Here is a 14,020-nt window from a genome sequence, read left to right as displayed (position 1 = left end):
CTCCTCTTTATCCCGTTGAAAATAGATGCGATCAGCCCCTCACAGCACGTCTACACTCGTTCCAACCGCTCCACCGTGCGTTCATTGTTGACATTACCCGTATTGAGCGTACTGGCTGGCTCAAAGAGCAACACGTGCACCTCCTCATCCGCTACCGGTCGATGCTCCATGCCACGAGGCACAATGAGGAACTCGCCTTCGTTGAGCCAAACCTGTTTGTCGCGAAACTCCATCCGAAACCGCCCTTTCACGACCAGGAACAACTCGTCTTCATGATCGTGATGATGCCAGACAAACTCTCCCTGAAACTTCACCAGCTTGACATGCTGATCATTCAGTTCTCCCACAATGCGAGGGTTCCAGTGATCACTGAATAGAGCCAACTTTTCGGCAAGGTTAATTTTGGTCATGGTTTGCCTGTTTCCTCCATTCCCTTAACCCGCGTTAGCCAGTGCAGGATATTCAGCAGCAGTTGCGGATTCTGCTTCGCTTCCGGTGCATTCATTCCCATCGGGTTCTTCTGCGGCCCGGCAAGCTGGGCGCTGAACATGGCTGCTTCACCGAACACGGCCACACGGCCCTGGCCAAAGGACAACACCGCTCCCTGGCTCCAGCCTTCGATATTGACCTTCGGAGCATCTGGCGTTATCCCCGGCGCTTTGGTGGTTTCCTGCGAAATCGAATCCTTGCCAAAAACAATTACCGGCACCGCTTCAGCTGGAAGCTTGAACGCCGACCCGCCAAACGTTGCTATCTTCGTCACCGTTTCCCTTTCATCTCTACCTCGCGTGATGACGCTCTCTTTCAATCCCGTTGCTGCATCAAACGTATCAGCAGTATTTGCCTTGCGGTGTCCAGGCCGGGCGTAGCCATTGCTGAACTCAATGCCGAATGCCATGGCCAGGTCGCTGGCGGCTCCGGGGAAGGGCATATGGTCAGCGATCAGGAAGAGGCTGCCTCCCTCTTTCACCCACGACTGTACTGCAGCAACATCTTCTGGTGTAAAAGCCGACGGTGTAGGTAACGACCAGTCGCTCTTGTTCTTTTCATTTAGTGCGTTGGCAATCACGAGAACATCAATGGACTTCAGTGTTTCAGCATTGAAAGGCTTGTTGAACCCTGCAACCTGGTAGCCATCTCGCCGAAGCAGATCGGCAAAGGTCTGATAACGTCCCGTGGCGGTATGAAAGTTATGATGTGCTTCGTCGATGCCTACCCGCGGCCCTTGGCCCAACTCATAAGCAGGCGAGTGGATCGCCGGCTTGAAGTTCGTGTCAGGAACCTGCTGGGCATGCAAAGTATCAACTGTCAGCAGCCAAAGCAAACTAACGATAAGCACATAATACATGGTGAAGCCTCACACAGTCTGATGTCATCTATCAGAACGTAAAACTTCGCCTTCGTCCATTTGAAAGCGTGACTTTAAGTTGGACGATGCTGGCAGTTCACCCCCAAAAGCTCTTGGCGTTGCGACCCCCTTCGCCTACAACTCCATACCCGCTCTGGTTCATTCCTTGAACCAGGCAGTTGGTATGTTATCATGCCGTTTCAGGAGGAAATCACATGGCTGACCAGAACCCCGCTGCTCTCATGGTCAATCGCGTGCCTCCTCATTCGCTCGAAGCGGAGCGCTGCGTGCTCGGCAGCATGCTTCGCGATGCCCGTATCATTCCCGATGTGCAACTCGTCCTGCGCCCCGAACATACGGATGAAAACTTTTACAGCGATGCACACCGCCGTATCTACCGGGCCATCAACAAACTGCACCTGACTGCTGCCAGCGTCGATCTTGTTATTCTCAGCAACGAGTTGCACGCCACCGGCGAAATCAAGGATGTCGGCGGCTACCAGTACCTTGCTCAGGTTTACGATGAAACCCCCACCGCTGCCAACGCCACCTACTACGCTCAGATTGTCCGCGATAAAGCGATCATCCGCTACCTGATCTACACCGGCACCGACATCGCCCGCGATGCTTCCGACCAGATTGCCCCGGCTACCGAACTGCTTGAAGCAGCTGAGCGGAAAATCATGGGCATTGCTGAGTGGGGCGTGGCGGGCGAAACGATTTCTCTCGGTGAAGCCATCCATGAAGCGTACGACCGCATGGAGGCGCGGGCCAAGCGCGAAGGCATGGGCGATGTCAGCGGCTTGCCCTCTGGTTACGTCGATCTTGATAACATCACGGCTGGCCTGCAGGATTCGGAACTCATCATCATCGCCGCCCGGCCATCCGTCGGAAAAACGGCTATCACTTTGAACATGATGCGCAACGTGGCAGTCGATTACGGCATGCCCGTTTTCTACGCTTCCCTGGAACAGTCCCGTATTGAACTGGCGGAACGCTTGCTTTGTTGTGAAGCCAAAGTCGATAGTCAGAAGCTTCGAAAGAATATCCTGAGTACCGAAGAGCATCGAATGATTGTGGATGCAGGTTCGCGACTCAGCCAGGCTAGAATCTTCATCGACGATTCGCCCGGCCAGAACATGATCCGCATTGCTGCCAACGCCCGCCGACTCAAACTCAAACACGATATCAAACTCATCGTCGTCGATTATCTTCAGTTGGTTGAACCCGACAACCGCAAGGACAGCCGACAGGAACAGGTGGCTGCTATCTCCCGACGCATGAAGTTTCTTGCCAAGGAACTCAAGATACCAGTGATCGCCTGTGCCCAGTTGAATCGAGGCGTGGAAAACCGCACCGAAGCGGAACCTCGTCTTTCCGATCTGCGTGAATCAGGTTCTATCGAACAGGATGCTGATACCGTCATGCTGCTGCATCGGCCCAAAGATCCTCAAACGGGCCTCGATGCCGAGGGTGTGCTGGAAGTCATCATTGCCAAGCAGCGTAACGGCCCGGTAGGTAAGATTACTCTCTCCCACATCAAGCAGCACATGCGCTTCGCCAACTACGCGGGCGGCATGGCTCCGTATTGATAGTGTTTACAAATCAAAATGCCGACGATCCCGCTGTCCCAACAAGTGGCGGAAGAACCAGTGGATATCTTCGAAGATGCCAGGGTCAATACCCAGCGGGCGAACAATCTCCGGCATCAGTATCACGACGACGAGCAGGATGATAAGCACCGCCAGGGGTATGGGCCACCAGCGTCGCGTTGTTGGGTTTCTGCCTTGCCTGACCATGCGGATCATCTTAGCAATTGACACTCGATTTCACATCGACCGCCACATTGACCGCGATGCATCGGCATGCAATAATCGATATTGTTCAAGCACCTCTGCCTGGTAACAGGTATGCCAACTACGGAACCCCTGCCGCCGCCGGTGAAGCCTCGCGAGAAACCTGCGCCGGAACCGGTTGCACCTCCCAAACCTCGTCCCGATCTCGATCCCTTCAATCCTGATTGGCCTGAAGCCCGGCCGACACCAGAGCCCAAAGCGCAGGTTCACCCGTGATCGAGGAAATGCTGCGCGAGGAAGTCAACAAAAGACTTACCCTTAACTGGCTTATCCAGGGTGCATCCGAGCATGCTGGCCTGACCATGCATCACCTGGTCAGAGATGAACTCAACACACTCAGTCCCAAACTGTTGCTGCTCTATGATCAATTGGCCCTGGTCAATCATCTGCAATACTGGTGTACGGAGGCTTCACTCTTGCTGGGCTGGCCACCCCGCTTCTGGAAGCGGGCAGCAACGAAGACAAACCATCCGTTTTATGATCATCCCATACTCTCAAAGCACGGCGGCATGCTTGCTGAGGAAGGCAGACAGCGGGCTCTGGCGAGAAGTAAAGAAAAAGGCGTTCCACGATGGCCCATTTTCTTCGGATTCAAAACCATCCAGATTTTTGTCCGCATCACCATGATCGAAGAAAAATGCCAGCAGGAACTGACACAATTGGCCAGGCAGGTTGCATCACAGGTCTGGGACATTCCTCAGGACAGGCTCGATGCCACCCTGACCACGAAGGTTGCCTTCGGCAAACTGAGCAAGACCAATTCCTTCACCCGCTGGGTACTGCGTGCCGGTGCTGTGGGTTACGGCGGCGTGCTGCATCAGAATGGATCGCTGCAGGTGGTGGCTCGTGCGGTCAATTTCTTCTACCTCGCCAAGGAACTGGTCAAAGGCACTGCGGAACTCATCTGCCTGCACGGGCTGAATACTCTGGATGATGAAACGTATCAGCATGTGATGGAGCAGACTGACCGACTCGAATATGAACCCTGGATGTTGCAAAGTGGTGGTGAACTCTGGCGAAAGCTGTTTGCGGTGGCACCGGAAGGTGTCCGTTATGCTGATCTGCTGATGCACCTGGCACGCCTGCCAGCCCGCACACTCGAATTCATCATCCTTGCTGTACTCGAAGAACCACCCGCTGCCCGGGCCAGGCTCGAACAGTTGATGGGGGCATGATAGCTATACAGACCACGAAGTATTCTGCAGCACGATGCGATAGCCATCCGGGTCTTCGAAGGTCTTTCCCTTCCTGTCCCAATAGGGATTGAATGCCTTGACCGGTAGATGCCCCCCTGCCTGCAATCGAGCAACGGCTTTCTTCCAAAGCTCTGCATCAGGCAGATAGAATACCAGCAGGTTGTCCTCGCTGGGTGCCCGGCCTGCACGATGCCCTTTCTTGTGAGTAAATTCCAGATGATACGCAGCGCCGCGATGTCCCAACATTACGCCATCGAATCCGTCATGATCGGTGAATTCGTAGAGCATCGTGAACCCCAGGCCATCACGATAAAACTTGACCACTTCTGCCAGTTGATCGGTAGGCCGGGCAATTCGCAGATGGGCCTTGCCCAGTTCCATCATGGATTCCGAAACCCAGTTCGCACCATGTGCCGCTTCGTTACCTGATAATAATCCAGTAGACGCCAGCATTGCTTCACGACGGGTCATGATCATGGTTCCTTCTGCCTGCGATTTATCTCTGAACATAGCAGGAAACAGCCCACGTGACAGGTTAAAAACAATCAGTCCCCGACCGAAAGGATCGAGGACTGCAAGAAAGAATTGGTGATGAGCATTCTTATGGTTTGTGATCAACGCCATTCACGAAATCCGACATGGCCAGCTCGAGCTGAATCAGGGTGCCAATCTCCTCAAACCGGAAATAATCAACTCCGGATCCACCCTTGAGAATGTCCAGCGATCCATCACTGACGCTCTGGTTCTGGGTACCACCATTCAGGTAATCATTGTCTTCACCGCCGGAGAGCTTGTCTGCTCCCGCATCGCCATACAGGGTGTCATTGCCTTTCTGTCCGTAGAGAACATCGTCACCCAGTCCGCCATGCAGTTTATCGTCGCCATCCCCGCCGTATAGCACATCGTTACCATCGCCACCTAGCAGGGTGTCCCGGCCTGCTTCGCCATACAGATAATCATTCCCGCCATCTCCGTACAACGTATCGTTATCTGCACCCCCATACAAATGATCAGCAGCTTCTCCCCCGTTCAACTGATCCATGCCGGTTCCACCGTAGAGGAAATCCATGCCTGCATCTCCCGATAGATAGTCGTTGCCGTTATCTCCCATGAGATAATCATTGTCCTCGTTGCCAAATAGGGTGTCATTGCCTGCACCGCCATAGGCAAAATCCCCGCCGTTACCTCCCCAGAGAAAATCATTGCCCGCTTCGCCGTACATCTTGTCGGTGCCATCACCACCTTCCAGGTAATCATCACCATCGGGTCCGTACAAGGCGATATTCAAAGCTGCAATATAGGGAGGCAGACTGGTATCTCCATATAACGTGTCGTTTCCTCCGTTGCCATAAAGAAGGTCATTGCCACCATCGCCATACAGTATGTCGCTGTTGGAACCACCTACAAGAATGTCGTTACCGGCATGGCCATGTACAACACTTTTTAGCGCGGTCATGTTGTAGAACTGGTCATCGCCAGCAAAGCCATTGAAAACTACCTTGGAAACAGGCAATTGCCCTAGCTTGTACTGATCGTACCAGACGGTTGTGGAACCATTAGGATTGGAAATGGATACTCTAACGCGGTCGTCCAGTGACGTATTCGGGTTGTTCAGTTCCATTTCCACCCGGCAGACATCGTTCAGTTGCGAGCCGTTTACCGCGATGACTCCACTACTCAGTGAAATCGTGGCAGGTACCCACCGATTTTCCAGGGACTCAACTCCAAGAGATAACTTTGGCTTTGAGCTTGTCGGATTGCCGCGCTTCAGGTTCTTCAGGATCTTCCGAAACATGTCAGGTCTCTTTTGCTGATAAAGTGTAATTCCAGACATCAAGCAATTTGCTCGACATTGGCTCTAAGCACACTAATCCTGAAAATAAGCCACTAATTCTGAAAAGATTGCAATCAGACGGGAATCGTATTCGAAACCACTGAATGAGCAATGAATTAGGGAATGGTTCGGTTGGTAGGTATCCGAAGTATATTTATTGAAATCAGCAATGAGATTTGAAAGCAAAACTACACATAAGTCGGAACGGTGAATTGCCTATCGATCGCAATGCGTGTTACCAATGGTGGGTAGCCAAACTGGTGCTGGAGTTGCCACCAGGCGGTGATGCCCTGGGCCTGCCTTGAAAACGATAGTTCTCCGCCGCCTTCCTGCGCGCCGTATTCACGCAGATCATCGTCATCCAGACCAAAGACATCGTAGAACAGGAATTTCAGACGGATGCAGTACATGCGCATGCCCGGCTCATACCGGTAATGGGTGGCAACCGCATAGGCATGTTGCACGCCGTTGATCATCACTCCCAGGCCGTTGCCGAAGTCGCCCGTGCTGAAGGCCTTGCTGCCATCGTTGAAGGCAGGAACGCCCAGATCAGTTGGTGCTACCAGCTTGTTGATATCCCAGCCTGCAGCTTTCAGTGCCTGATGAATGCGGGTTTTACCCGCAGCTGGTGGCGTGCCCCACGGATAAGGGGCACCTAGAGCAGCATTCATGAAATAGTTGATGTTTCCATGATTCGCCGCAGCTTTGTTCAAATCGGCATCATCGAAGTAATAAATCGTTTTCTGCTTGGCGAGAAAGGCATCGAACAACCGCCTGGCCATGCCACTCTTGTCATTCTTGGCAAAGGCCCGCAGCAGGAATTCCATCTGCGGTTTGAGCTCTGCTTCGGTCGTTCCCACACTCTGTCCATTGGGAGCACGACGGCCTACGGAATAGGTGAAATCCTGGCCATACTTCGGTGCTGGTCCGGGCAGATACTTGTCTTGCGAGGCGTGCGTCGGCGTCAGATACTTATCGGTAGCGACGGCAACGATCTTAGGCGGTGCAACAGGATGTCTGGAGCAATCCATGGGAATCAATCCCCTGTGCCTAAGCAGAACAGCGTGAATAATTCCAAAGGATAGCTCATACCCGACAGCCACGCTGTCAATGTTATCTTTAATTTTACCCATCATCCCATAGGTGGGCAACGAATTTGCAGGAAGGCTGTTCAAATCAGCAATATCGAAGGGCTTGATGATCAACTTTCGTTCAATATTCCCCGGCTGGTCGTCATTTATTCCACATGTCTATGACGTGAATGTGCTCGCAGCAGCCCTCGACTTGATGTTGGCTGTGCCCGGCCGAACAGCTCAGATTTGCGATGGCAGTGTCTTGCATGGTGTCAATGATCGGATTCATCACCGTGAACCCATTCCTGTTCAGAATGGTCTCAAGCGGCAGATACCAATAATGAGGTAGATCATGAGCGAAATCATTATGCGTACCCAGAGGCTGGATCTGGTATTGGAAGGGCCGGAAGCAGTACTGGCACGCATGGAAGCCATGCCTCCGGAAGACCGGGCGGAAGTATCGCCAGTCTGGCTGGAAAAGTTGCGTGCACTGACAGAGCCTGACCCGTGGATGTTGGGGTTTAATCTGATTGATCGCGCCAGCGGTTTGCCTGTAGGCAGCGGTGGTTTCAAAGGCCCACCCGATGAAAATGGCATGGTTGAACTAGCCTACGGCATCGATCCAGCTCATCGACGCCTGGGCTACGCCACCGAAGCTGCCATCGCCATGACGCAGTATGCATTGGAAAACGAGCAGGTGAAACTCGTCTGCGCCCACACCAAGTCGGGCAATGGAGCTTCAAAACGCATCCTCGAAAAATGCGGCTTCCAGTTCATCGGCGAAGTCATGGACCCCGAAGATGGCCTGGTAAGTCGCTGGGAACGGAAGCGATAAGCCTTTCGGTGCGCTGCGTGGCAGGGGCAAATGGTACTCCATTTCCCCCTGCCGGTCGGTTGGCTTACCGCTCCTTCACATGCACCTCCAGTTGATATTTCTCAATCAGCACATCCAATTCAGGCCGGATCGCCTGTAATTGTTCTTTCGGAATGCAAAGCGTAATCTCGAACCGCGTGATGTTCTCCTCCTCTATCAGCTCTTCGCTGGGGGTGAGTTGAGATTGCAGCGTCCGCAGATGCCCTGGATCAAATCCCGTCGCAGCCAGTTGCGATTCGGGCAACTCATTCAGTTCCTCGAGCAGACTGGTCAGCCTGGGCAAATCCCAGTCGCCTTGCGCTTGTCGATTGTTGAGCACCACGTTGAGAGCCTTCTCCTGGTCGAGAGGAAAATCGACCACGGAGACAAACGTCTGCTGGTGATGCAGTTCCTGCAGAATCTGCAACCGCTGATGCCCGCCTACGATATGGCCGGTCTGCTGATTCCAGACCAACGGCTCGACCAGCCCGAACCGCTGGATGCTGCGCCGCAGTTTGCGATAGCGGGGATCAAGTTTTTCGAGCTGTTGCCTCGGGTTGTACGGGGCAGGGTGCAGTTCACTGATGGGTTTGGAAATAACCTGCATGATTCACCTCACGCATCAAGAGGATGAAAAAGTTGAACTCGCTGCCTGAGCCGTCTCTGAAAGACCATGAGCTTGGCTGGTGTGCCGGGGAGGGCCGAGGTGGGAACGCGAGGCAGTCGCCGATCGCGAGTGCTCGCATCCGGGCGATTCGTGGTACGTGCCGGATACAGCATGCGCACCGAAGGAGCATCGTAACAGCGGGAACACAGGCCGCGAGGCCGTACGATTTGGGCTGTCCCACAATGACCACACAGCCGGGAATTCGTCGTTTGGAGCATGGTAGATACCTTTGTACACTATATCTGTACATAACATACCATGCATTCAGAAATGATACAAGTGTACAGGTTCAAAAAATCACGTAACACTTCTCAATGGCAAGGAAATCCGGGCGAGTTGTGCTGATGATTTCCGAGGTTCTGATTCAGCTGATATCGGCTTCAATGCTACACGGTCCGCCTGCCACTTCTTCACTTTGTCGGGCTTGTTGGTTTCGCTGCTCATGCCGTCTTCACCCACCAGCGGCGCTACATTCTTCTCAATAAGCAAGAAGCGAAATGATGCGAGACGATACTGTGTTGGGCATGAATCAGCTTTCTTAAACTAATTGTTTCCAATCGAAGGGGCTTTTCTCAAATCGCTTTTGTAATTCCAGCCGTGCAGCCACCCAGCGTTTCCGAACGGTTGATTCGCCAATCCCCAGTAACTGTGCTGACTCCTCATACGTCAGATCCTGATACCAGTGCAAATCGACGACCTGACGAATCTCTTCAGGCAACTGTTCGACAACATGATGAAACTCGGTCCACATGGATAGCGATGAAGGACCAAGAGTTTCGGTTCCAGGATCATGCTGATAGCCACCCATACTATCTTGGGAATCGCCTCCTTGTAAGGGAACCGTGCCGGGCTTCCTGGTGCCACGACCATGATGCTTGCGGGACAGGTCAATGAGAACCTCACGCAGTAGCCGGGCTGTCCTCATGAAATACTCCGCCGCCGATCCGAGCGTTTTCCCGTCTTCGTTCTTGGTCAGTTTGTCCCAGCTTTTCAAGAGCCGAATATTGACATCCTGCACAACATCCATGGTCTCTTCGTCGCTACTCAGTCGCACGAAGCCACCATGTAGCATCTTGCGAGCCATCCGTTCCAGACGTTGCTGTGTCCTGGCCAGCAACTCCTCGCGAGCCTGAGGCTCCCCTTCATTGAGACGTATGAGCCAGCCTTGAATGACAGTCGAGTTGTCTTCCATTCGAGGATACCAAACAGGGAGATCGAGATTCACCGATGGTACTCGCGAATGACAGCTATGCCAATCTACTCAGTCTGTTTTTTCTCGAAGTTAACCGAGGCATGCATCTCAAGTCAGATCGAACTCAATGATCCATCACGCATCTGGATCGTTCGCTGCAGGCAAATGTCAGAATGCACTACGATCGAACAAAAGGTCGCTGGGTCCATTGGCTAAGATCATACGGAACACGGCACAAGAGCCGTACTCTTTTGATTCGTGCGGTCTCAGATCATCGTTGCATATCAGTATCAGGGTTTCTTTTCCTTAGCCTTGGGCAACTTCTCCTTCTCCGCCTGCCACTTCTTTACTTCCTCGGGCTTGCTGGTTTCGGTGTAGAGCTGGATGAGCCGGTCGAGGGCTTCGGGAAGCCGAGTATTGTCCTGCAGTTGCATGGTTTTCTCGCGGGCTTTCATCCCCTCATATCCTTTAAGCAACAGCTGCTCGGCTTCGGTGTATTTCTTCTGGCCGAGCAGCGCCCCGCCGAGCATCGACTGCGTGTAGAAAGTTCGCCAGGCATCGGGTTGAGAATTCTCCCGAATGGTCAGGCACTCGCGGAGGAGCGGTTCAGCTTCAGTGAAACTCTTCGCCTCCAGCAAGATCAGGCCAAGTGAGGCCAGATGCCCGCCTAGCTGTGGGCTATTCTTGGGATACACCTTACGAGAGATGGTTACCATCTCACGTCTCAACAACAGGGCCAGATCCAGTTTCCCGGCATCCTGATATGCCGCAGAGAGGTTGTACATGCAATTCAACGTAGAGGGATGCTCCGCGCCAAGCTTGGCCTTCATCAACTGGAGGGTTTCCTTGAAGAGCGGGATGGCTTGATCGAGCTTTCGTTGTGCCATATAGCCATTAGCCAGGTTATTCATACTGACGAGGGTATCGGGGTGGTCTGGCCCAAGTCTGGCTTTCATGAGCTTCAGAGTCTCTTCGAGAAGCGGTATAGCCAAGTCACGCTTCCCAGCATCCTGATAGGCCACAGCGAGGTTGTTTATGCTGGAGAGCGTATCTGGGTGGTCTGGCCCAAGTTTGGCTTTCCTGAGCTTCAGAGTCTCTTCGAGAAGCGGCAGAGCCAAGTCACGCTTCCCAGCTGCATAATAGCCATTAGCCAGGTTATTCATACTGACGAGGGTATCTGGGTGGTCTGGCCCAAGTTTGGCTTTCCCGAGCTTCAGAGTCTCTTCCAGAAGCGGCAGAGCCAGATCCAACTTTCCGGCGTCCTGATAGCACACTGCCAAGCTGTTCATGATCTTGAGAGTCTCAGGATGTTCAGGGCCGAGCTTGGCTTTATGCAGAATGAGTGTCTCCTCATAAAACCGTAGTGCCAAGTCCCACTTCCCAGCTGCATAATAGGCCGTGGAGAGGTTGAACATCACCGCGAGCGTAATGGGATGCTCGGCACCGAGCTTGGCCTTAGTGAGTTTGAGCGTCTCTTCGAAGAGTGGTAGAGCCAGTTCGATCTTCCCGGCGGCTCGGTAGCCATTCGCCAGGTTGTTCATGCTGATGAGGGTGAAAGGGTGGTCAGGGCCGAGCTTGGCTTTGTACGTGTCTCGTGCTTTCTCGAGCACCTCGATCGCGAGCTTCGCCTCCCCCAGTCCACGCAGAGATTTGCCGAGGGTGTTCTGCATGGCGGCCACTTCCAGCGGGTCGCCGATCGCCGAGCCCTCCAACTCCTTCACTGCCTTCCGGAGGTTTACCTTCAGGACGTCCCGTAACTCGGCCACCGTGGCGTAGTTCGCCTTCGGATCCAGCCCAATGAACACCGAGCCGAGGATGTCGTTTGCCTTCTTGGCGAAGGCAAGATTGGTCTCTGCCTCCTTCCTTTTGGCTACCGCGTCCTCCTTTGCCTGCTTCTCCCCTTCAGCCCGCTCGGCTTCACGCTGCTTGGCCTTTCGCTCCTCCTCAGCAGCAGCCAGGGCGAGATGTTCGGCACGTGTCGCTCGAACTGCCTGCCAGGTGCTGACCGCGACGCCGGTCAGCAATGCCAGAAGTATCAGCGATGTCGCCAGCACCTTCCCTTTGTTTCTAGCCATGAGCTTCCGCAGCCGATACCCCGCCGACGCTGGCCTGGCTTCCACCACTTCATCACTCAGGTATCGCTGAATATCCCGGGCAAACCCGTTGGCCGTCTCATACCGCCGGGTACGGTCCTTCTCCAGGGCCTTCATGACGATCCAGTCGAGTTCGCCTTTCACCAGCTTGGTCAGCTTGAGGGGATCCGTGTGGCGACCTGCTGCCAGAGTGGGCAGCGTATCTATCGAACTGAGCCGGGTGCTCGGGCGGGGTGGCTCTTCTTCGCGGATGATCCGTCGTACTTCGTCCCAGGCTGCCTGCCTGAATCGCTGCTTTTCCAGCGGCGTCGTTCCCGTGAGCAATTCATAGAGAAGCACACCCAGCGAATATATATCGGACCTTGTATCTACATCAAGATTGTTGAGTTGAGCTTGCTCCGGCGACATGTAGAGTGGCGTGCCCAGCACAGATTCGTGTGCGGTGTGCAGGGTTCGTTCGGTCAGCGACTGGTGCATCGCCTTGGCCAGGCCGAAGTCGATGATCTTGGGCACCGGCTTGTCGTCGTACGGTGCCACCAGAATGTTGCTTGGCTTCAGATCGCGGTGGATGATCCCCTTCTGATGGGCATGCTGCACCGCCTGACACACCTGGATAAAGAGTTGCAGCCGTTCGTGAATACTGAGCCGGGTGGCATCGCAATACTCGGTGATGGGCACACCTTTGACATATTCCATGACAAAGTAAGGTCGGCCTTGTTCGGTCAACCCGCCATCCAACACCTTGGCAATGTTCGGGTGATCCATCAGGGCCAGGGCTTGGCGTTCTGCTTCAAAGCGGGCCAGCACGCTGCGGGAATCCATGCCCGCCTTGATCAACTTCACTGCCACCTTACGCTTCACAGGTTCGGTCTGTTCAGCGACCCAGACCGTACCCATACCCCCTTCGCCGATGGATTCGAGCAGCTTGTATCGACCCGCGACAAGGGTACCCGGCTTCTCGCTGGCAGCATAGGCGACGGTTCCCTCGCCTGCCAGGGGTTGCATGACGACTGAGGCGGGGGACTCGTGAGCTTTCAGCAGGGCATCGAGCCGTTGACGTAATTCAGCATTATCACCACATTCGCGATCAAGGTAGGCATTACGGGCGGCAGTCTCAGGAATATCGAGAGCCGCTCCAAACAGTTCCTTGACCCGGCGAGCATCAACAGCCATGACACGTTCTCCGCTTTTCCAGATTGGCGTAAACGGCGCCGAATCAGTCTCACAGAATCTGAAAGATTCTCAGGAAAGGGCGGTCGTCAGCCAGGCTCGTGCAAACGACCAGTCGCGAAAGGCGGTAGCTCGCGAAATTCCCAGGGCCTCCGCAGCATCCTCAATGGATAGTCCAGCAAATAACCGTAGCCGAGCGATTTCGACCACCTCGGGATCTTCGATTGCTAACCGTTCCATGGCTTCATTGACGGCAAGGATGGTATCCGGGTCGGTGGAGTAGATACGGTCATTTTCAGAGATTTCAAAGTGACGTCCATCACCACCACGTTTCTCCGCTTTTTTCGCCCGGGCATGATCAACCAGTACGCGTTGCATTGCCACTGCTGCAGCCCGCAAGAAGCTGCTGCGAGAGGTGAAACTCTCAGCACCCAGCTTGAGCCACGCTTCATGTACCAGGGCCGTGGCATCGAGCGTATGCCCTATTCGCTCGTGTGCCAGTTTGGCCGCCGCCAGCCGGCGCAGTTCATCGTACACCTGTGGCAAGTAACCATCGGAAGCTGCGGTCATTTCTTCTCCACCGGCTTGGGCAACTTGTCCTTCTCCGCCTGCCACTTCTTCACTTCCTCAGGCTTGTTGGTTTCGGTGTAGAGCTGGATGAGGCGGTCAAGGGCTTCGGGGAGGCGGGTGCTGCTTCGTGGCGGGATGGTTTTCTCGCGCTGCTTCAGGCCTTCGTAG

General features: G+C 54.1%; 18 protein-coding genes. 5 read left to right on the top strand and 13 right to left on the bottom strand.

Features of this window, described 5'->3' with window-relative positions; all coding sequences use genetic code 11:
• Positions 1 to 50: 50 nt before the first annotated feature.
• Together JNJ77_18800 and JNJ77_18795 are read right to left on the bottom strand one after the other, a co-directional pair.
• On the bottom strand, positions 51 to 410 hold the full coding sequence (locus tag JNJ77_18800) for a cupin domain-containing protein (protein MBL8824642.1): 360 nt from the start codon (positions 408 to 410) through the stop codon (positions 51 to 53).
• Positions 407 to 1,348 (bottom strand): DUF4350 domain-containing protein, encoded by a 942-nt coding sequence (locus tag JNJ77_18795; protein MBL8824641.1) that lies wholly within the window; start codon positions 1,346 to 1,348, stop codon positions 407 to 409. The genes JNJ77_18800 and JNJ77_18795 overlap by 4 nt, the downstream gene beginning before the upstream one ends.
• A 242-nt stretch (positions 1,349 to 1,590) precedes the next feature.
• Between JNJ77_18795 and dnaB the strand changes: the two genes are divergently transcribed.
• Positions 1,591 to 2,940 (top strand): replicative DNA helicase, encoded by a 1,350-nt coding sequence (dnaB, locus tag JNJ77_18790; GenBank protein MBL8824640.1) that lies wholly within the window; start codon positions 1,591 to 1,593, stop codon positions 2,938 to 2,940.
• Between the two features lie 6 nt (positions 2,941 to 2,946).
• Here dnaB and JNJ77_18785 read toward each other — a convergent pair whose 3' ends face one another.
• A complete protein-coding gene (locus tag JNJ77_18785; GenBank protein ID MBL8824639.1) occupies positions 2,947 to 3,171 on the bottom strand; it encodes a hypothetical protein in 225 nt (74 codons plus the stop codon).
• 87 nt (positions 3,172 to 3,258) lie between these two features.
• Here JNJ77_18785 and JNJ77_18780 point away from each other — a divergent pair, with 87 nt between their 5' ends.
• Positions 3,259 to 3,420 carry a hypothetical protein gene (locus JNJ77_18780; protein ID MBL8824638.1) on the top strand — a complete coding sequence of 54 codons (162 nt, stop codon included), beginning with the start codon at positions 3,259 to 3,261 and terminating at the stop codon, positions 3,418 to 3,420.
• Positions 3,417 to 4,379 (top strand): hypothetical protein, encoded by a 963-nt coding sequence (locus JNJ77_18775; GenBank protein MBL8824637.1) that lies wholly within the window; start codon positions 3,417 to 3,419, stop codon positions 4,377 to 4,379. The genes JNJ77_18780 and JNJ77_18775 overlap by 4 nt, the downstream gene beginning before the upstream one ends.
• A 3-nt stretch (positions 4,380 to 4,382) precedes the next feature.
• On the opposite strand, the gene JNJ77_18770 is transcribed toward JNJ77_18775, so the two are convergent.
• From JNJ77_18770 to JNJ77_18760, 3 genes are all read right to left on the bottom strand, one after another.
• Positions 4,383 to 4,781, bottom strand: coding sequence for a VOC family protein (locus JNJ77_18770; GenBank protein MBL8824636.1), 399 nt, complete (start codon positions 4,779 to 4,781; stop codon positions 4,383 to 4,385).
• A gap of 220 nt (positions 4,782 to 5,001) precedes the next feature.
• The gene (locus tag JNJ77_18765; protein MBL8824635.1) at positions 5,002 to 6,195 is read right to left on the bottom strand and encodes a hypothetical protein; all 1,194 of its coding nucleotides are present in this window, start codon (positions 6,193 to 6,195) and stop codon (positions 5,002 to 5,004) included.
• A 227-nt stretch (positions 6,196 to 6,422) separates the two neighbouring features.
• Positions 6,423 to 6,800, bottom strand: a complete 378-nt coding sequence (locus JNJ77_18760; protein ID MBL8824634.1) for a hypothetical protein — start codon at positions 6,798 to 6,800, stop codon at positions 6,423 to 6,425.
• Between the two features lie 631 nt (positions 6,801 to 7,431).
• Here JNJ77_18760 and JNJ77_18755 point away from each other — a divergent pair.
• A complete protein-coding gene (locus JNJ77_18755; protein ID MBL8824633.1) occupies positions 7,432 to 7,656 on the top strand; it encodes a hypothetical protein in 225 nt (74 codons plus the stop codon).
• Between the two features lie 3 nt (positions 7,657 to 7,659).
• Positions 7,660 to 8,142, top strand: a complete 483-nt coding sequence (locus JNJ77_18750; GenBank protein ID MBL8824632.1) for a GNAT family N-acetyltransferase — start codon at positions 7,660 to 7,662, stop codon at positions 8,140 to 8,142.
• Between the two features lie 64 nt (positions 8,143 to 8,206).
• Here JNJ77_18750 and JNJ77_18745 read toward each other — a convergent pair whose 3' ends face one another.
• From JNJ77_18745 to JNJ77_18715, 7 genes are all read right to left on the bottom strand, one after another.
• The gene (locus JNJ77_18745) at positions 8,207 to 8,767 is read right to left on the bottom strand and encodes a ParB N-terminal domain-containing protein (protein ID MBL8824631.1); all 561 of its coding nucleotides are present in this window, start codon (positions 8,765 to 8,767) and stop codon (positions 8,207 to 8,209) included.
• A gap of 8 nt (positions 8,768 to 8,775) precedes the next feature.
• Complete coding sequence (locus tag JNJ77_18740; protein MBL8824630.1) at positions 8,776 to 9,045, bottom strand: hypothetical protein; 270 nt, start codon at positions 9,043 to 9,045, stop codon at positions 8,776 to 8,778.
• A 79-nt stretch (positions 9,046 to 9,124) separates the two neighbouring features.
• Positions 9,125 to 9,316, bottom strand: a complete 192-nt coding sequence (locus JNJ77_18735) for a hypothetical protein (protein MBL8824629.1) — start codon at positions 9,314 to 9,316, stop codon at positions 9,125 to 9,127.
• A gap of 49 nt (positions 9,317 to 9,365) precedes the next feature.
• Complete coding sequence (locus JNJ77_18730) at positions 9,366 to 10,052, bottom strand: sigma-70 family RNA polymerase sigma factor (protein MBL8824628.1); 687 nt, start codon at positions 10,050 to 10,052, stop codon at positions 9,366 to 9,368.
• A 257-nt stretch (positions 10,053 to 10,309) separates the two neighbouring features.
• The gene (locus tag JNJ77_18725) at positions 10,310 to 13,285 is read right to left on the bottom strand and encodes a tetratricopeptide repeat protein (GenBank protein ID MBL8824627.1); all 2,976 of its coding nucleotides are present in this window, start codon (positions 13,283 to 13,285) and stop codon (positions 10,310 to 10,312) included.
• Between the two features lie 69 nt (positions 13,286 to 13,354).
• Positions 13,355 to 13,852 carry an RNA polymerase subunit sigma gene (locus tag JNJ77_18720; GenBank protein MBL8824626.1) on the bottom strand — a complete coding sequence of 166 codons (498 nt, stop codon included), beginning with the start codon at positions 13,850 to 13,852 and terminating at the stop codon, positions 13,355 to 13,357.
• Positions 13,849 to 14,020: hypothetical protein (locus JNJ77_18715; GenBank protein ID MBL8824625.1), on the bottom strand; the 172-nt coding region annotated here is incomplete at its 5' end. The genes JNJ77_18720 and JNJ77_18715, both read right to left, overlap by 4 nt.

It is taken from the genome of Planctomycetia bacterium (genome assembly GCA_016795155.1).
GTDB lineage: Bacteria > Planctomycetota > Planctomycetia > Gemmatales > HRBIN36 > JAEUIE01.
This window is presented reverse-complemented; position numbering and strand designations above follow the sequence as displayed.